Raw genomic sequence first — 18189 nt, forward strand, 5'->3', positions numbered from 1 at the left:
TTATAGTACGTAAATATCTCTAGACCAGAAGATCACAATATCAAATCAGCATTATGGTCAAGAAAATCAGTTAATGCACTCATCAAAAAACATTGTGGATTTTTTCTTCCCCTAAGTACAATAGGCGAATATTTAAGAAGATGGGGGTATACTGCACAAAAGCCAAAGAAGTTAGCATATGAGCAGCAACCCAAAAGGGTTCAATTTTGGTTAGATGAAGAATATCCGTCAATAGCCAAGCAAGCAGAATATGAAAAGGCAGAAATACATTGGTGCGACGAAGTAGGGATAAAACAAGAGTGTCAGGTATTACAAAGCTATTCTTTAAAAGGAAAAACCCCTGTTGTGATTCATAAATCGAAGAGATTTAGTATAAACATGATATCCACTGTTACAAATAACGGTAAGCTAAGGTTTATGCTGTACGAAGAGACACTAAAAACAAATGTATTTATAGAATTTTTACGGAGGTTGGTAAAATACTCCAAGAAAAAAATCTTCTTAATCCTAGATAATCTCAAGGTTCATCATAGCAAAAAAGTACAAATATGGACTCGGAAACATAAAAAGAAAATTTCTTTATTTTTTCTGCCTCCGTATACTCCGCAACATAATCCGGATGAATATTTAAACAACGATTTAAAAAGAAATGTAAATAGGAAACATATACCTCTTACAAAATCTGAACTCCAAGGGAATTTAAAATCTTACCTAAGGACTCTGCAAAATAACCCAGAACATATCAAAAGATTATTTCAGGCGAAAGAAGTAAAATATGCCGCCTAAGTCGGGTATTTAGTTGGTGGGTTAATATATTAGTATTAAACGAAAAATACTTATAGTTACTCCTCTTATTTCTGTTTTTAGTATAGTAATTATTTTATTTATAAACGCAAGTAACTGGGAGCATAAAAAATTACAACAGGAACTCGAAAGCACGGCCAGAAGCGCAATAATTCAGCTTGAAAACAAGATACACAATTATATTGAGGAAATATCCGCAATGAGTAATTTTTATCTTGCATATGATCAGGTAGATAGGTCAAATTTTAAATATTTAATTGGTAATCTTCTAAAACATTCGCCGGAAATATACAGCCTACAATGGGCTCCCAAGATGGATATAAATTCCCAAAATAAATTTATAGATCAAGCTAGAAAGGAGGGAATTAATTATCAAATAAAGAAATATTCCGGTAGTAGAAATTTATTACAGAGTCAAGAAAAAGCAATATTCTTTCCTATGAACTCATTGCGGGTTTGAATTTTTACGAAATAAAACCATTATAGCCTTGTATTTAAAAGGTTTGTAGATATATTGAGTATTCATTAATTTTATTTAAGTAACCAAATAGAATGAGCAGAATTAGACGATACAACAAGCTTCCTACTGTTTTGAGAGAAGATGAATTTAACGAATTTGTCTTACCGCATCTTAAAAAAGGCACACGTGGTCCAAGTAAAAAGATATCATTTTTCAAATTATTTAATTACATTCTTAAACTCATGCATACTGGTTGCCAATGGGAACAGATACCAATAGACAAAAATAAAGACGGCATGCCAGAAATTCACTATACTAATATCTATAATGCTTTTAAGTTCTGGGTTAAGCACGGATGCTTTGATAAGATTTTCGAAGCTTCGGTGGCAAGGTTATTTAAAGCTGGAATGCTTGATACTGATATATTACATGGTGATGGTACTTGTACTTCTGCTAAAAAAGGGGTGACAACTTAGGGTATAATGGTCATAAACACACTAAAGGAGACAAGGTTGTACCGTTTTGTGATAGAAACTGCAATGTTATTGCGCCTTTTGTTACTGCTCCGGGTAATAGGAATGAAGGAATCCTGCTTACTCCTGCAATATCAAACTTAAAAAAGATTGTAAAACTAATAGGTATAGATCTCAAGGAAAGTACCATGAGCTTAGATGGTGTATATAATTCACGTAAAAATCGTAAAGCAATTTTTAATCTTGGCATGACTCCTAATATGCCAGAGAATAAAAGGAGTCGCAAGAAATCTAAGCGAGGAAGAAAGCAAACTTTTTGCCGGAAAATCTTTAAAGAAAGGTTTAGAACGATAGAGAGAATATTTGCCTGGGAAGATAAATTCAAACGGTTGTTACTGAGATTTGAATTCCACAGCATAAACCATTATGCTCTGAAAACTATAGCCTACAGCATGGTTAACCTGCGGCATTTTTGTGGATAACGGCTAAGCATGGATTAAACAAGGTGCGGATGAAGCTAAAGGGAGAATACTGCCCAAATTGCCAAAAATTAAGCAATTTGATTATAAAATCATCAAAAATTCCAATACAAAAGCTGCAGTTCCAAAATCTTATCGACGAGAATAAAAACCCACCCGTTTTTAAACTATGAAACCAGCAATGAGTTCGAATACTCAATATATCTACAAACCTTTTAAATACAAGGCTATAATGGTTTTATTTCGTAAAAATTCAAACCCGCAATGAGTTCATAATTATTTAAAACATACTCAGATACTTTCAATTCTTGATACACTTCTCTTTTAATTTTACTACTATTTAAAAGTTTCTGTATTTCAGCCGGTTCATAGTTTTGCTTAAGATACTCAAGATCACGTAGGGTTTTTCTTCTCATTATATTTGTTGGTTTAGTATATATCACAAAGAATAAAAAACTTTAATAGTTAAATAAACTTTTTGATTTCGGTAATTGATAAGCCAGTGATTTTAGCAATCTTGTCAACTGGATTACCTTGGTTAAGCATCATTTTTATTAATTCAGATTTGCCTTTCTCAATACCTTTCTCAATACCTCTAGCTTCACCAATGGAGATGCCTTCAGCTAAAGCTTCTGCTGCAGCTTTCTTTAGCGTATTGGCTTCTATCCTTAGCCATTTAAGATGATCTTCGTAAAGTTCTCTTTCCTCTTTGCTAAAGTTAAGGACATCCAATACATGTAGCGCTTTCTTCAGATTCTTATCATCTAGTTCTTTAGGTAACCTGTCAGCTGTCAGTAAATCATGTCTGGTTAAAAATGCAACCCAGATATCAAGAGCGGTTCTGGTTTTGGCAACTATATCCTTTAATTCCTCACTTGAATCACTGGTAAATTTATTGAGCTCTATAGTGTGTAATTCCAAGTCCTTAAAATAGGCAAACCCGTTCTCTTTTTCCGTAATGTGAAAAACGTTATGATAATTTTTTGCTTGTGGAATGGAAGTAAAGTTCAGTATATGAATACCTATGGCTTTAGATAGAGCTGAATAATCCTGTGCTACCTTTAGCTGCTCGGTATATAATTTTGCCCAGTAATAAAGAGCCCGTTTATCATAATCAGCTTCGTCACTGATCTGAATCTCAATATTGAATCTTTTGCCGTCCTGATTGGTAGCTTTAACGTCTAGTATTGATAATTTATCTTGTTTAAAGTTTTTAGGATTATAAGGATTCAGTAAAGTAACCTCTTTTACCTGATCTTCCGTGCCAACAATAGAATTTATAAGAGAAATAAGTAAATCCTTATTCTCTTCGACACCGAAGATTTTCTTGAAGGCCAAGTCCACGCGAGGAGATATTTTTTCCATAATTACCGTTATAAATACTTACAAATATTATATCACAAAACCTTTAGAAGTTCCATAGTTTTATTGGTGTTTAAGGGTTTTTATAACAATTATCGTTATTAGTTTTATTTTGAAGTGCTATAAAACTACATTCCAAATAATCTGTATCTTTTGTAAATAAGCAAATAAAGCAGTTTCTGTTAAGTTACCTTGATCTAAAATTTCATAAGCTTTCGTTAAAAGGTTAAGTTCTCTAGGAGTAACAGTCTGTTGTTCTTGATTTTGTTTATATCTACTATGCGCAGCTTCACCATTTTCAGCTATATTGTGCATTTCCCTAGTGCGTATTTGTATTTCAACGAACTCATTGCTGGTTTCATAGTTTAAAAACGGGTGGGTTTTTATTCTCGTCGATAAGATTTTGGAACTGCAGCTTTTGTATTGGAATTTTTGATGATTTTATAATCAAATTGCTTAATTTTTGGCAATTTGGGCAGTATTCTCCCTTTAGCTTCATCCGCACCTTGTTTAATCCATGCTTAGCCGTTATCCACAAAAATGCCGCAGGTTAACCATGCTGTAGGCTATAGTTTTCAGAGCATAATGGTTTATGCTGTGGAATTCAAATCTCAGTAACAACCGTTTGAATTTATCTTCCCAGGCAAATATTCTCTCTATCGTTCTAAACCTTTCTTTAAAGATTTTCCGGCAAAAAGTTTGCTTTCTTCCTCGCTTAGATTTCTTGCGACTCCTTTTATTCTCTGGCATATTAGGAGTCATGCCAAGATTAAAAATTGCTTTACGATTTTTACGTGAATTATATACACCATCTAAGCTCATGGTACTTTCCTTGAGATCTATACCTATTAGTTTTACAATCTTTTTTAAGTTTGATATTGCAGGAGTAAGCAGGATTCCTTCATTCCTATTACCCGGAGCAGTAACAAAAGGCGCAATAACATTGCAGTTTCTATCACAAAACGGTACAACCTTGTCTCCTTTAGTGTGTTTATGACCATTATACCCTAAGTTGTCACCCCTTTTTTAGCAGAAGTACAAGTACCATCACCATGTAATATATCAGTATCAAGCATTCCAGCTTTAAATAACCTTGCCACCGAAGCTTCGAAAATCTTATCAAAGCATCCGTGCTTAACCCAGAACTTAAAAGCATTATAGATATTAGTATAGTGAATTTCTGGCATGCCGTCTTTATTTTTGTCTATTGGTATCTGTTCCCATTGGCAACCAGTATGCATGAGTTTAAGAATGTAATTAAATAATTTGAAAAATGATATCTTTTTACTTGGACCACGTGTGCCTTTTTTAAGATGCGGTAAGACAAATTCGTTAAATTCATCTTCTCTCAAAACAGTAGGAAGCTTGTTGTATCGTCTAATTCTGCTCATTCTATTTGGTTACTTAAATAAAATTAATGAATACTCAATATATCTACAAACCTTTTAAATACAAGGCTATAATGGTTTTATTTCGTAAAAATTCAAACCCGCAATGAGTTCACAGAAACAGAGCAAGTTTCTGGAGAAGAAGCGAGTAGTAATGAATAACTTAAGTCATCAAACTTTCTAGTTGATACAACTTGTAAAGCACGCTATACTACCATAAGTAGTACAGTTTAAAAGCTTTTTAACTCCTTGAGTGTATAAAATAAATTAAAGAAATATTGTCCTATGACCTTGACTGTAACGAATCCACAAGTAACTAGTGAAAGCCCTATTCCGGTCGTTCCAATTCCAGTTACGGCTTCTACTTGGGGAGAAATCAACGTACCAACTAATACTTCAGTTATCGCACCCGTGCTTCTGGTAACAAATCTGGAGGCTATGGATTTAGCTACTTCTGGCCCTGCTGTTAATATTCTGGGAGAAGGGCAGGATGCAGAGGGTAGCTATGTTCATAACCTACCGGAAATTTTTACCCCTTTTAGTGAGTAAGTTTTTTATCTTTCTCCTCTATAAGAGAGCTTCTGATTTTTTGTTATAGGAAATTAGGCAGTTCTTTTTCAAGTATTGTAAGTTTTTCAATATCCCCGCCTCCTGCTTGTGCTAGGTCTGCCTGTCCACCACCACTCCCACCAATAAAACCAGTTAATTTTTTTACAATGTTACCGGCATTATACTCAGATGTTATATTTTTAGACACCCCAACTAATACTGATAATTTATCATCTAATTTACTAGTATATACCACAACCAGATTATTATGATTTTTTACCATATCTTGTAGTGCCATACGCAGTAGTTTAGAGTTAACATTATCAATCTGCTTATAGATTAATCTAATATTATCGATATCTTTAGCAATTCTATTAATTTCCTCTGCAGTTAAGGATAAAGTTTCTAGCTGTTTTTTTTCTAGATCCTTTTCTAGCTCCTTTTTACTGTGAATAAGGGAATCTAGTTTTTGTAAAACATCCTGCTTATTAGTTTTGAGGTTATTTATAATAGTGGCCAGTAATTTTTCATTTTCCCTAATAAAAGAAAGAGCATAAGTACCACAAACGGCTTCAATTCTTCTAACCCCAGCAGCAATTGCACTTTCACTCACTATTTTGAATATCCCTATATCACCAGTTCTAGATACATGTGTTCCGCCGCAGAGTTCAAAAGAGTAAGGGTTTTCTTTATCATTTTCATTACCTATTGAAACTACTCTTACTTCATTTTCATATTTTTCGCCAAATAGTGCCATAGCACCGGATTCAATAGCAGAATCAGTAGACATTAATTTTGTATGTACGGGTGAATTATCTACTATAATCTGGTTTACTTTATCTTCAATCAGATTAATTTCAGCAGAGGTTAAGCCATTTGGATGGCTAATATCGAATCTCAACCTATCATGAGCTACTAGCGACCCCTTTTGAGTAATATGATTACCCAGGACGCTTCTGAGTACAGCATGCAGCAGATGAGTAGCAGAATGATGCATTCTAAGGTATTTGCGGTGATAACTATCGATGGTGAGTTTGACTTCATCATTTTCAGTAACAAGGCCTTCCTCAAGCTCACAAATATGACCATGTATTTTTCCTAAATATTTTAGGGTATCTAGGACCTTAATTTTACCATGCTCCGAGTTAATAAAACCAATATCTCCCATTTGCCCTCCAGATTCACCATAAAAAGGGGTTTGATTGGTAATTAAAGTAAATTTTTTACCTTTTTCGGATATTTGCCTAGTACGAGTGCCGTTTATAATTAACGCAAGAACTTTGGCTTCTGAACTATTAAGGGAATATCCAAGAAACTCAGTAGAGCCAAATTCAGACAAGAGATCAAACCACATATTATCCGTTTTTGACTCTCCAGAACCAATCCAAGTACTTCTTGCTCGTTCTTTCTGCTCGGCCATCATTTGCTCAAAACCAGCATTATCAATTGCTATGTTCTTTTTCTTTAATATATCTTGAGTCAAATCTAAAGGAAATCCGTATGTATCATAAAGCTTGAACGCTACTTCTCCGGATAAGGTAGAATTAGCAGGTAAGGTTCTAGTCTCTTCTTCTAAGAGTTTTAGTCCTCTATCCAAAGTAACTTTAAATCTTTCCTCTTCTTGTTTTAAAATGCTACTAACAAAATCTTCTGCCCTTTTTATTTCAGGAAAGGTATGGCCAAACAAATCTACAAGTTTTGGTAATAATTTATACATTAAAGGTTCTGATGCTCCTAGCTGGTGAGCGTGGCGCATGGCTCTGCGCATAATTCTTCTTAGCACATATCCCCGTCCTTCGTTAGATGGCATAACACCATCCGCAATCAAGAATGCAGATGAACGTAAGTGATCTGCTATTACTCTGTAGGAAAAAAGTTCTTCACCTGTAGCTTTTACTTTTAATAGCGATTCGGTATAGCCTATTATTTCTCGGAATAAATCAATATCATAATTATCATGTACGCCTTGTATTACTGCTGAGATTCGCTCAAGACCCATTCCAGTATCAACGGATTTTTTTGGCAATTCAATCCTAGTATCCTTATTTATCTGCTCAAACTGCATAAATACTAGATTCCAGATTTCAATATATCTATCCCCATCAGCGTTTTTTGTGCCCGGCAGACCGCCAAATATTTTATCGCCATGGTCATAGAAAATTTCAGAACATGGTCCACATGGGCCTGTCTCTCCCATTGACCAAAAATTATCATTTGTAGCAATTCTAATTATTCTTTCATCAGTTAAGTTAGCTATTTTTTTCCAGTAAATTACTGCTTCTTCGTCATCATGAAACACGGTTACATATAATTTCTCTTTAGGAATTGAAAAACTTTTGGTTAGTAGGTTCCACGCATAATAAATAGCTTCTTCTTTAAAATAATCGCCAAAAGAAAAATTACCAAGCATTTCGAAAAATGTATGATGCCTTGCGGTATAACCTACATTATCAAGATCATTATGCTTACCGCCAGCTCTTACAGATTTTTGGCTTGAAGTAGCTTTATTATAATCTCTTTTATCGATACCGGTAAATACGTCTTTAAACTGTACCATACCGGAATTAGTAAACATTAATGTCGGGTCATTTTGTGGTACTAAAGAACTAGCAGGTACGTAAGTATGGTTATTTTTAACAAAGTAATCTATGAAAGTGTTTCTAATCTGCGTCGTAGTGAATTTTGACATTTCTAAATTTACAAATATTTAATTTTTAACTCTATTTTAGGATAGCACATTAAAGAATTTATGGCTAAATTACAATATTATTTTAAAAAGCTTTTTAAAGGATTTTATTGCATTTGAGCTCGAGAGGATATTAGTCATACTCTAAGGTGTGGTTCAGATGATATTTTTGTGGTAAGAATTTAAGATGAAAAAAATTAGTTCGAAATTAGAAATAGTCGGTAATTTCATCAATAATCTTTTACATAAGCAAAATTTGATAATTTTTATTGGAAAAGTTGGGATTAAAATTATTGCATGCTACAAACACCAGGCCATCGACAACATTTTTGTCTCTTATGAAAAAGACGACCATTTCCAAGTATGCTGCACATTTTTAAAGAATTATAAAAAATTTCAAGTGCTGGTTTTGCTAGATTCTCCAACGTGTCAGATAAAGCATGAATTCATACCCATGCTTCAATCTATAATAAAATCTAACCCTATAGAGAAATTTATTCAGGATAATTATAATTCAGATGATATAGTTGCTTATACTGTACATAATATAGATGCCAATAATGCTGGTGGAGAAGTATGGCAAACGGTAATTGCGTCTTCGCCTTATATCACTCCAACAAGTCAGGTGCTAGAATTTGTGATCTATAATTCTTTTGGATTTAACGGTATATATTTTTTATCTTTGGAATTTGAATCAATAGTTGATACAATTTTAGCAATAAAACACACGCCTAAGGTTCAAAATGATTTGCAAATTTTTGTTACGATTACTGAAACAAGTGGCATCAGAATTGCAACTAAGTATAAGAAAAATATTCTGGATGAGTTAACTATAAGTTTTCCATCAGATAAATCAGATCTTTATATAGTAGGAACAATTGAACAGGCAATTAGCGATAAAATTTTAAAATATAAAACATATGCGACCAGTCTAGATTTAAAAATTTGCATAATATTTTTATGCAATAAAGCTTTATGTGATATTTTTGAAAGACTCCCCTCATTCCAAACGTATAGCATTATAACCTATAGCGATAATATTTTACCTTTTGTTGCTGAAAATAAATACCAGTCTTTCCAGGAACTCATTGCGGGTTTGAATTTTTACGAAATAAAACCATTATAGCCTTGTATTTAAAAGGTTTGTAGATATATTGAGTATTCATTAATTTTATTTAAGTAACCAAATAGAATGAGCAGAATTAGACGATACAACAAGCTTCCTACTGTTTTGAGAGAAGATGAATTTAACGAATTTGTCTTACCGCATCTTAAAAAAGGCACACGTGGTCCAAGTAAAAAGATATCATTTTTCAAATTATTTAATTACATTCTTAAACTCATGCATACTGGTTGCCAATGGGAACAGATACCAATAGACAAAAATAAAGACGGCATGCCAGAAATTCACTATACTAATATCTATAATGCTTTTAAGTTCTGGGTTAAGCACGGATGCTTTGATAAGATTTTCGAAGCTTCGGTGGCAAGGTTATTTAAAGCTGGAATGCTTGATACTGATATATTACATGGTGATGGTACTTGTACTTCTGCTAAAAAAGGGGTGACAACTTAGGGTATAATGGTCATAAACACACTAAAGGAGACAAGGTTGTACCGTTTTGTGATAGAAACTGCAATGTTATTGCGCCTTTTGTTACTGCTCCGGGTAATAGGAATGAAGGAATCCTGCTTACTCCTGCAATATCAAACTTAAAAAAGATTGTAAAACTAATAGGTATAGATCTCAAGGAAAGTACCATGAGCTTAGATGGTGTATATAATTCACGTAAAAATCGTAAAGCAATTTTTAATCTTGGCATGACTCCTAATATGCCAGAGAATAAAAGGAGTCGCAAGAAATCTAAGCGAGGAAGAAAGCAAACTTTTTGCCGGAAAATCTTTAAAGAAAGGTTTAGAACGATAGAGAGAATATTTGCCTGGGAAGATAAATTCAAACGGTTGTTACTGAGATTTGAATTCCACAGCATAAACCATTATGCTCTGAAAACTATAGCCTACAGCATGGTTAACCTGCGGCATTTTTGTGGATAACGGCTAAGCATGGATTAAACAAGGTGCGGATGAAGCTAAAGGGAGAATACTGCCCAAATTGCCAAAAATTAAGCAATTTGATTATAAAATCATCAAAAATTCCAATACAAAAGCTGCAGTTCCAAAATCTTATCGACGAGAATAAAAACCCACCCGTTTTTAAACTATGAAACCAGCAATGAGTTCGACATTAAGTCAATAAATAACTTGACGGCATAATGATAAGCAAATGGAAAGATAGCCCCTATTACAGGAGCTATAAGCATTCCTGCATAATACCATTTGTAAGGCTTTATATGTTGCCAGAAAAAGGAAATAATAGATATGTTTTTCATATTATTTTGATCATTTTATCCCTAACTTTAGCCCAATTATTCCTATTAAAATCATCCCAACACAAATGATATTCTTAACCGAAATCGGATCTTTCAGTATTAACAGACCGTAAATGAATACTCCTACTATTCCAATACCAGTCCACACTGCGTAAGCTATGCTCATTGGAATGGTTTTAGTGGCTAATCCCAGAAAAATTACACTAAGAGCCATGGAAATTATTACTAAAACCAAAGAAATAGTAATTTTAAATCCATCGCAGTATTTTATCCCTACTGCCCAAAATATTTCAAATATCCCCGCCATAAAAAGGTAAAACCAAGACATATTTTTAATCGATTAATAAATTATGATATAAAAATAAGTAATATTATTAATATATGCAATTATTGTTAGACATTGCGCTTTTCATATACCTTAAAAATTTAAGCCATATAAAAATACTTACAGAAAATCAACAGAATAAAGGACAAGTTCATCTAACACCCCTAAAGTAAAATTGGGATATTTCTTTACTCTAGCGTATAACCCATTATGGTAATTGAATTGAGAAGCATCAAGAGAACAATAACACCTTCATTAAGAATAATTTGGGGCTAATTTGTATAGCAGCTGTTATGCAGCTTCTATACTTTTTGCTTATCCCCCAAATTCTTAGTTACAAAGACAAATCTATGGCTTATGGAAGCCTAAAAAAGGAAGTATATTCCTTATTTTGCGGTTAAACCTTTTTTGGCTTGCTCTACAATGTGGGCAAAACTATCGGCGTTATTTACAGCAAGCTCTGCCAGCATTTTACGATCCACAACAACCCCGGACTTATTTAATCCATTAATAAAGCTAGAATAAACCATTCCATGCTCTCTTACAGCTGCATTAATTCTTTGAATCCAGAGGCCTCTAAAATCACGCTTACGATTTCTACGATCTCTATACGCATACTGTAATCCTTTTTCTACTTTCTCAATTGCTATTCTAAAACAATTCTTTGCCCTGCCTCTATAACCTTTAGCAAGCTTGATTATTTTTTTGTGGCGACTTTTGGATACTATTCCTGCTTTTGCACGTGTCATAATTTCACTCTCATTTTTTAATTAGTCCCATTAGGAAGGAAAATCTTTACTAATCTCTTCGCATCTTCATCACCAAGTATTGTAGTTCCTCTTTGATTGCGAAGTTGAGCTTTCGTACGACGTCTCATAAAGTGCTGCTTACCTGCCTGACTAGCTTTTACTTTGCCGCTTGCAGTAAGCTTAAAGCGCTTTTTTGCACCCGAATGTGTCTTCATTTTAGGCATATTGACTCTCTTTTTGGCATTTAAAAAAATAAACAAACAGCAAATTAGGCATACCAGAGCCACGTTGCTGTAAAGGGCATTATACTTAATGCATATTCTTTTTTCAAGCCTTTAGTTATAAAACTAAAACAGATTTTACTGATTAAAGGCTTGAATTTAGGAGCTTAAAGGAATTACTTAGAAGCTGATCCTTTTTTTCCGTGGCTATCACCATGATGCTCATGACCTTTGTCATGGCTTTTACCATGCTCTTCATGGGCCTTAGCGTGTCCTTCTTCGTGAGCCTTTCCAGCTGCAGAACCTTCAGATCCGGTATTTGCAAAAGCAAACTTTGATATCGCAAGAACACTGAGTAATAATGCTAATTTTTTAAACATAACAGACTCCTTAATAAATTGATAAAAATTTTTATTGATACTACCTTAAACTGCTAAACGATGTGCTAGAACTTTTTATTTGTTGTGTTCTATATGCTTTTTTAATTTTATGGCCTGGTTTTTGTATTAGTAATACTTAATCCCGCCACGACGTTAAAAAAGAATAGTGTAGAGATAATAACACTAACCTTTAGCATATAGAACCACTTATAACTTAGAAAGCTTAACTAAAAATTATTATTTCTTGCTTCCTTTTCCTTTTTCATTCAACTCTTTTTCTGCAGTTGCATCATCCTGAAGCGCTGCATCTTTGCTAACTTCAGTAACAGGAGTAGTTTCAGCTGAACCTTTAGCAGAACCTGTTGCAAAAGCAACTTTTGATAAAGCAAATACACTAACTAGAATAACAAGTAATCTTAACATTTTAAACTCCTTAAATAAATTAAATTGGTGTACACACTATAGCACTTTTTTAGAAAAAATAAACTAGATTCTATGCTTTGTTCCTTTTAGAGAATTACAAATTTTATAAATTTTACTTTTTTTGTAATGTTTGTGGTATTTTTGAAACAATTGTTGAGTAATATCTTTTGTGTGCGTACCCAGAATAAGTAAATTTTTAATTTCTGTGATTAGTTTTTCCTCAGATGATTCAAGTGATTTTTTACCGGAAATCAATAATACTATCTCTCCTTTGGGTAAATTCTGACTGTAATATTTTATTAAACTTTCTATATCAACCGTTCTCGATTCCTGAAAGAGCTTGGTCAATTCTCTAGAAACATTAGCTTCTCGATTACCGAGAATTTTTAATGCAGCCTGCAACGAATCCACTATTCTGGTAGATCTGTCAAAAAAGATAAGTGTTGCATCGACTTCTGCAAATTCTAAAAAAACCTTTTCCCTTCCTATATCCGTTTTGGGAAGAAACCCAGCAAATATAAACCGGTCAGAGGGTAAACCCGAAAGAGTTAATGCTGCTATCGGAGCAGAAACCCCAGGTGCTATATCAATAAAATATCCTTTTTCTTTTACTTCTCTAACCAATTTATATCCGGGATCAGAAATTAACGGCGTTCCGGCATCAGAAATTAAAGAAACAACTTTACCGGCTTCTATATTTTTTATTATGTATTTACGAGTTGTCTCATCACTTTTGTCATTATATATGGAAAGAGAGCCGGTGATATTATGTTTTGCTAGTAATTTTGCTGATATTCTGGTATCCTCACATAAAATAATATCAGAGTTCTTTAGATTCTCAAGCGCCCGAATGGTAATGTCGTTTAAGTTACCAATTGGAGTTGATACTATATAAAGCCCGGGTCTAAAATTCATATAAAATAAGAATTGTCTTAAAATTTAGGAATATAACATGAACAACATAAAACAAAAATTTACAAAATTCATTATTTCTTTTTGTTTTCTATTGGTTCTTACTGCTTGTGAATCTAGTAACAATAACACTAATAGTAAAAAAAGCTTATCAAATAATACCATTACTGAAGTTGCGCTTTTACTACCATTATCTGGTGAAAATGAATTACTCGCAAAACAATACGCTGGAATGATAAAAATGGGATTAGGAGATGGCGCTAAAACAAAAATTAAAGTAACTTCTTATGACTGTTCTGATGAAATTAAATTAAAAGAATCCATTAAAAGAATATTAGAACAAAAAATTAAGATCATAATTGGGCCGATATATTCTAAAGATACTAAGGTTCTCTCTGCAGCGATCAAAGATAAAGACGTAATTGCTCTATCTCTTTCAAATGACCCAACATTAGCTGATAATAATATGTTTATCTTTGGTCATGCTCCTATGAGACAAATCGAACAAATTACTACTTATCTAATAAATAACGAATATAAGAATTATGTAATTTTATTACCAACCGGTAGACACACACAAATTGTTAGCAAAATAATTCAGAATATTATAGCAAATAAAGAAGCAACACTTAGTAGAATGGAATTTTATAATAATACTGATGAAGATATAGAGAAAGCAGTTAATATTGTTTCTGATACTGTAAGTAATTTAAATGAACAGGATGAGATTTTGAAAAGGCCGGTAGTCATAGTGGGTGATGACCCAGAAAATTTAAAAAGGATATACCAATTTGCAAAAAATTTTAATTTAGATAAAAAAGCTGTTATCGCAGGCGATAACAGAATAGATGTAATCGATGATAAGCAATTTGAAATTATTTACACCGGATCAATTACTCTGGAAAATGGCAACCTAAAGCAAAGAGCTGCTACTTTAGGCATAAATTACTTCTCCTTTATGCACGCTCTTGCTTATGATGCTGGAAAGATAGTTGCAAGTAACATAATCGGTAATTACAGACAGGAAGATTTTTTAACTAGATTAAAAAGTTCCAAAAAGTTTTCGGGTGTATCGGGCAAGTTATATTTTATAGATTCTATAGCCCAGCGTGAATACGAAATTATCAAAAAGCAGAATGGAGTATACACTCTACAAGATAACTATCCAAAAGCAGAGATAGAGGAAAAAGTTTTATCAATTCCTAATAATTAATTTTTGCTGAAAGTAGTAATGCATAGGGCAGTTAACCTTAACTCTGAAAAAGATTAGATTCACATAATTAATGACTTTTTTTGAACTTATCTCTATATTTAAAAAATCAAAATAAATTATACAGTTACTAATGCTTAGATTTTTAATCCTTGCAACTAAGCTAAGTTTAGCCCTTGCTATTTTGGGGATTGCAGTTGTAATTGCTATTCTATGGCACTTTAGCCAAGATCTGCCGGATTATTCACAATTAAAAGAATATCATCCTCCCTGCGTAACTAGGATTTATTCAGCAGATGGAAAATTGATTGAAGAATATGCGAAAGAAAAGAGAATTTTTGTCCCGATAAATAGCGTACCTAAGTCTCTTGCACAAGCCTTTATAGCAGCTGAAGATAAAAATTTTTATAGTCATCCCGGTATTGATATATTCAGTATTATCAGAGCGGCATTTGCAAATGTTTCTCATGTTATTAATGGTACTAGATTTGAGGGCGGATCAACTATTACTCAACAAGTTGTAAAAAACTTTCTATTAACTTCGGAAAGGTCGATTGAAAGGAAAGTTAAAGAAGCCATACTTTCCTATATGATTTCTCAGGTTTTGTCCAAAGACCAAATTCTAGAGCTATATTTAAATCAGCTCTTTTTAGGAAAAGGTTATGGGGTTGCAGCTGCAGCGCTTGGTTATTTTAACAAATCAGTAGAAGAATTATCTATCGCTGAATCTGCTTTTTTGGCTTCGCTTCCCAAAGCCCCGTCGCAATATGGCTCTGAGAAAAATTACGAAAGGGCACTAGCTCGAAGAAATTACGTAATCGGACGCATGTATGATGATGGATATATTACTGAAAAAGAAGCAAGAGACTCAATAAATGAACCACTAAAACTCGTTAAACAAGATAAAGTTCAGACTCTAGATGCAGATTATTATGCCGAGCAAGTGCGGTCGGAAGTAATAGGCATGTTTGGTGAAGAGTATTTCTATACAGCAGGTTTAACCATTATCAGTTGTGTAGATTCCAAGTTACAGGAAAGTGCCGCTAACGCTTTAAGGTTCGGTATTAAGACTTATGATATGAAAAGAGGTTACAGAGGGCCTCTTAGGAATATCCCTTTAACTAATTGGCAGAAAGATTTAGAAGCTCTTCCAAGACCGGTTGGGTTAAGGCATTACAAACTCGCAGTAGTATTAAACGTTGAAAACTCTCGTGCAAAAATAGGATTACGTGACGGTAAAACGGCCTTTATTAAACTGGCGGATATGGCTCGGACAAAAACAAATCTGAATTCAGCGAGGGATTTACTTAAAAACGGTGATGTTATAGTAGTCGAAAAAATAGAAAATGATTATAAACTACAACAGATACCAGAGGTTAATGGCGGTATAATGGTAGTTGAACCTTATACGGGAAGGGTTCTGGCCGCAGAAGGCGGTTATGATTACGATATAAGCAAATTTGATAGAACTACCCAAGCAAAAAGGCAACCTGGTTCTTTAATCAAGCCTTTTGTTTATTTAGCAGCCCTTGAAAATGGTGCTAAACCTAATGATTTATTTCCTGATTCTCCTATTGAAATTTATCAAGGCGCAGGAATGCCTGTATGGAAACCTAAAAATTGGGACAACAAATTTATGGGCACAATGACCCTGCGGAAAGGATTGGAAAAATCGCGTAACAGTATCACTGTTAGAGTTGGACAGATAGCAGGTCTTAGAAAAATTGCTGAAACCTTTAAAAGGTTCGGTATTAACGATAATCCCTCGCCAAAAATCCATTCAATTGTTCTTGGAGCTCTGGAAACCACTCTCGAGCGGATGACTATGGCTTATAGCATTATCGCTAATAAGGGACGAAAAGTTACACCACATTATATCGAATTAATTAAAGATAGAAAAGGCAATGTCCTCTACCGTAGGGATTATACGGAATGTATGGAATGTAAGGAATATAAACATGATGAAACTGGCAATGCATTACTGCCGATAATTCCAGTATCGTCAGGACATATCATTACCGATGATGCCACAGATTATCAAATTACTTCTATTTTAATGGGGGCAATCCAAAGAGGAACTGGGCAGGCAGCAAAAATCATTCCTAAAGTTATAGCCGGTAAAACTGGTACAAGTAACGAGGGGAAAGACACCTGGTTTATAGGATTTACCCCCAGAATAGTAGTAGGTACTTATATCGGTTATGATATTCCTCGAAGCCTCGGAAAAAGTGCAACTGGCGCTACTGTTGCACTCCCAATATTTATAAATTTTATGAATAACGGTTACAAGGATATTGAATCTGTTGATTTTGAGATACCAAAATCAATTAATTTAATTCCAGTAAACTATGATACTGGTAAACCATCAACAGAAAAAGGTTCAATAATAGAAGCTTTTAAAGCAAATTATTATGATACAGAATTAAAGAATTTGGAAAGTAAAACCCAGTTAGAAGACTTTTTCGATCCTTTCTCAAAAATCCAGGACAATATTATATTACCAAAAGAAGATCCGTCAGAGGAAATATATTAAGTCCTAGTTACGCTTTAGTGCTTAGCTTTTGGCTGCAAGTAACACAGCTAATTTGCAAACTGATTTCATAAATACCCTTTATAATAGGAATTCCTTGCTGAACTAATAGCTTCTTCTTCTGTTAAATAAATATACCTAATACAATACGATTGCAAAAACCATCTGTTTCTTAACACCTGCGTGACGTAACACTTCTGTAAAAACAGGAAAACCATCAGATTTTGGACGAATTGAAATTGCGTATTGTTGTGGTAAAGTATACTCTAGATGTAACTATATTATAGGCCTAAAAATTCTTTCCTTGCTTTTCTAGTAGGAAATAGCGTTTTTAGAAAAAAGCAGTCTTTTTCTTCTTCTATAAATGGAACAGCATATACTTCTTCTAATACACGGACATATAAAATTTTCTGCTCAGGATATTTTAGTTCATTAGGATGTTTTCTAATATCTAATATATTCCCTTCGGAAATAGCTTGAATTATTTCTTCAAAACCAATCCCTCTCGTTTCTAGCAGTTGAGAGTTTTTCTCGTAGTTGTATTTAAAATTCATCCTACTAATAATAATTAAATCTTAGAGGCATCATGGTGAATTAGCATATTAATATAAGTTTGGTATGCTAAACCCATTTTTGAAGCTTTAATCTTAATCGCTTCAAGATCATGATTTGCAACTCTTATAGTAATAGATTTTTTGCTTTTTAAGTGCTTAGTAGCAGCTATCTTTAAATTATCTACTAACGATTTAGTCTTTATACTCTTTTGAGCATTAAAACTATCTTCAATATTTTGTTCATATTTATCTAATATTGTATTCATTATTTGATATACCGGTTAATTATTGATT

Annotated in this window: 23 protein-coding genes and 1 pseudogene; 9 read left to right on the plus strand and 15 right to left on the minus strand. The window is 33.5% G+C overall.

All coding sequences use genetic code 11. The features are described from left to right. Positions 1-15 precede the first annotated feature (15 nt). The 3 genes from N3Z16_RS01410 to N3Z16_RS01420 all read left to right on the plus strand — a co-directional run bounded on the left by N3Z16_RS01410 (position 16) and on the right by N3Z16_RS01420 (position 1740). On the plus strand, positions 16-786 hold the full coding sequence (locus N3Z16_RS01410) for an IS630 family transposase (RefSeq protein WP_282486933.1): 771 nt from the start codon (positions 16-18) through the stop codon (positions 784-786). Positions 787-1003: 217 nt separating this feature from the next. Beyond that, positions 1004-1264: a CHASE domain-containing protein gene (locus N3Z16_RS01415; RefSeq protein WP_282486465.1), complete on the plus strand. Its 261-nt coding sequence runs from the start codon at positions 1004-1006 to the stop codon at positions 1262-1264. A gap of 92 nt (positions 1265-1356) precedes the next feature. Beyond that, a complete protein-coding gene (locus tag N3Z16_RS01420) occupies positions 1357-1740 on the plus strand; it encodes a hypothetical protein (protein WP_282485819.1) in 384 nt (127 codons plus the stop codon). 10 nt (positions 1741-1750) lie between these two features. Here the strand turns inward: N3Z16_RS01420 and N3Z16_RS01425 are convergent, their stop codons facing one another. The 4 genes and pseudogenes from N3Z16_RS01425 to N3Z16_RS01440 all read right to left on the minus strand — a co-directional run. Beyond that, positions 1751-2155, minus strand: a complete 405-nt coding sequence (locus N3Z16_RS01425) for a hypothetical protein (RefSeq protein WP_282485820.1) — start codon at positions 2153-2155, stop codon at positions 1751-1753. Between the two features lie 288 nt (positions 2156-2443). Next, positions 2444-2632 (minus strand): hypothetical protein, encoded by a 189-nt coding sequence (locus tag N3Z16_RS01430; RefSeq protein ID WP_282486466.1) that lies wholly within the window; start codon positions 2630-2632, stop codon positions 2444-2446. 49 nt (positions 2633-2681) lie between these two features. Continuing rightward, positions 2682-3581 (minus strand): Rpn family recombination-promoting nuclease/putative transposase, encoded by a 900-nt coding sequence (locus N3Z16_RS01435; protein WP_282486467.1) that lies wholly within the window; start codon positions 3579-3581, stop codon positions 2682-2684. Between the two features lie 117 nt (positions 3582-3698). Beyond that, positions 3699-3989, minus strand: a pseudogene (locus N3Z16_RS01440) (hypothetical protein); the annotation flags it as partial. Positions 3990-4170: 181 nt separating this feature from the next. Here N3Z16_RS01440 and N3Z16_RS01445 point away from each other — a divergent pair. Further along, positions 4171-4575: a hypothetical protein gene (locus N3Z16_RS01445; RefSeq protein ID WP_282485820.1), complete on the plus strand. Its 405-nt coding sequence runs from the start codon at positions 4171-4173 to the stop codon at positions 4573-4575. Between the two features lie 10 nt (positions 4576-4585). On the opposite strand, the gene N3Z16_RS01450 is transcribed toward N3Z16_RS01445, so the two are convergent. Next, positions 4586-4969: a hypothetical protein gene (locus N3Z16_RS01450; RefSeq protein WP_282485819.1), complete on the minus strand. Its 384-nt coding sequence runs from the start codon at positions 4967-4969 to the stop codon at positions 4586-4588. A gap of 282 nt (positions 4970-5251) precedes the next feature. Here N3Z16_RS01450 and N3Z16_RS01455 point away from each other — a divergent pair, with 282 nt between their 5' ends. Next, entirely contained in the window at positions 5252-5515 is a 264-nt protein-coding gene (locus N3Z16_RS01455; protein ID WP_282486469.1) for a hypothetical protein, read from the plus strand. A gap of 43 nt (positions 5516-5558) precedes the next feature. Here N3Z16_RS01455 and alaS read toward each other — a convergent pair whose 3' ends face one another. Beyond that, on the minus strand, positions 5559-8204 hold the full coding sequence (alaS, locus tag N3Z16_RS01460; protein WP_282486471.1) for an alanine--tRNA ligase: 2646 nt from the start codon (positions 8202-8204) through the stop codon (positions 5559-5561). Positions 8205-8388: 184 nt separating this feature from the next. Here alaS and N3Z16_RS01465 point away from each other — a divergent pair, with 184 nt between their 5' ends. Beyond that, positions 8389-9327 (plus strand): hypothetical protein, encoded by a 939-nt coding sequence (locus tag N3Z16_RS01465; protein ID WP_282486472.1) that lies wholly within the window; start codon positions 8389-8391, stop codon positions 9325-9327. Positions 9328-9393: 66 nt separating this feature from the next. Continuing rightward, the gene (locus N3Z16_RS01470) at positions 9394-9777 is read left to right on the plus strand and encodes a hypothetical protein (RefSeq protein WP_282485819.1); all 384 of its coding nucleotides are present in this window, start codon (positions 9394-9396) and stop codon (positions 9775-9777) included. A 10-nt stretch (positions 9778-9787) separates the two neighbouring features. On the opposite strand, the gene N3Z16_RS01475 is transcribed toward N3Z16_RS01470, so the two are convergent. From N3Z16_RS01475 to rsmI, 7 genes are all read right to left on the minus strand, one after another. Continuing rightward, entirely contained in the window at positions 9788-10192 is a 405-nt protein-coding gene (locus N3Z16_RS01475) for a hypothetical protein (protein ID WP_282485820.1), read from the minus strand. Between the two features lie 409 nt (positions 10193-10601). Continuing rightward, the gene (locus N3Z16_RS01480) at positions 10602-10919 is read right to left on the minus strand and encodes a DMT family transporter (RefSeq protein ID WP_223938375.1); all 318 of its coding nucleotides are present in this window, start codon (positions 10917-10919) and stop codon (positions 10602-10604) included. A gap of 383 nt (positions 10920-11302) precedes the next feature. Further along, complete coding sequence (rplT, locus tag N3Z16_RS01485) at positions 11303-11665, minus strand: 50S ribosomal protein L20 (protein WP_223938376.1); 363 nt, start codon at positions 11663-11665, stop codon at positions 11303-11305. A gap of 17 nt (positions 11666-11682) precedes the next feature. Further along, complete coding sequence (gene rpmI / locus N3Z16_RS01490) at positions 11683-11889, minus strand: 50S ribosomal protein L35 (RefSeq protein WP_223938377.1); 207 nt, start codon at positions 11887-11889, stop codon at positions 11683-11685. Between the two features lie 173 nt (positions 11890-12062). Beyond that, positions 12063-12266, minus strand: coding sequence for a hypothetical protein (locus N3Z16_RS01495; protein WP_223938378.1), 204 nt, complete (start codon positions 12264-12266; stop codon positions 12063-12065). 237 nt (positions 12267-12503) lie between these two features. Next, positions 12504-12689, minus strand: coding sequence for a hypothetical protein (locus N3Z16_RS01500; protein ID WP_223938379.1), 186 nt, complete (start codon positions 12687-12689; stop codon positions 12504-12506). Between the two features lie 63 nt (positions 12690-12752). Beyond that, positions 12753-13604, minus strand: coding sequence for a 16S rRNA (cytidine(1402)-2'-O)-methyltransferase (rsmI, locus tag N3Z16_RS01505; protein ID WP_223938380.1), 852 nt, complete (start codon positions 13602-13604; stop codon positions 12753-12755). A gap of 37 nt (positions 13605-13641) precedes the next feature. On the opposite strand from rsmI, the gene N3Z16_RS01510 reads away from it, so the two are divergent. Beyond that, positions 13642-14814 carry a penicillin-binding protein activator gene (locus N3Z16_RS01510; protein ID WP_282486474.1) on the plus strand — a complete coding sequence of 391 codons (1173 nt, stop codon included), beginning with the start codon at positions 13642-13644 and terminating at the stop codon, positions 14812-14814. Positions 14815-14944: 130 nt separating this feature from the next. Next, positions 14945-17344 (plus strand): penicillin-binding protein 1A, encoded by a 2400-nt coding sequence (locus tag N3Z16_RS01515; RefSeq protein ID WP_308744898.1) that lies wholly within the window; start codon positions 14945-14947, stop codon positions 17342-17344. A gap of 278 nt (positions 17345-17622) precedes the next feature. On the opposite strand, the gene N3Z16_RS01520 is transcribed toward N3Z16_RS01515, so the two are convergent. After that, positions 17623-17895, minus strand: coding sequence for a hypothetical protein (locus tag N3Z16_RS01520; RefSeq protein WP_223938676.1), 273 nt, complete (start codon positions 17893-17895; stop codon positions 17623-17625). 14 nt (positions 17896-17909) lie between these two features. Continuing rightward, complete coding sequence (locus N3Z16_RS01525) at positions 17910-18161, minus strand: CopG family antitoxin (RefSeq protein WP_223938677.1); 252 nt, start codon at positions 18159-18161, stop codon at positions 17910-17912. Between the last annotated feature and the right edge of the window lie 28 nt (positions 18162-18189).

It is taken from the genome of Candidatus Megaera polyxenophila (genome assembly GCF_029982035.1).
Lineage (GTDB): Bacteria > Pseudomonadota > Alphaproteobacteria > Rickettsiales > Rickettsiaceae > Megaera > Megaera polyxenophila.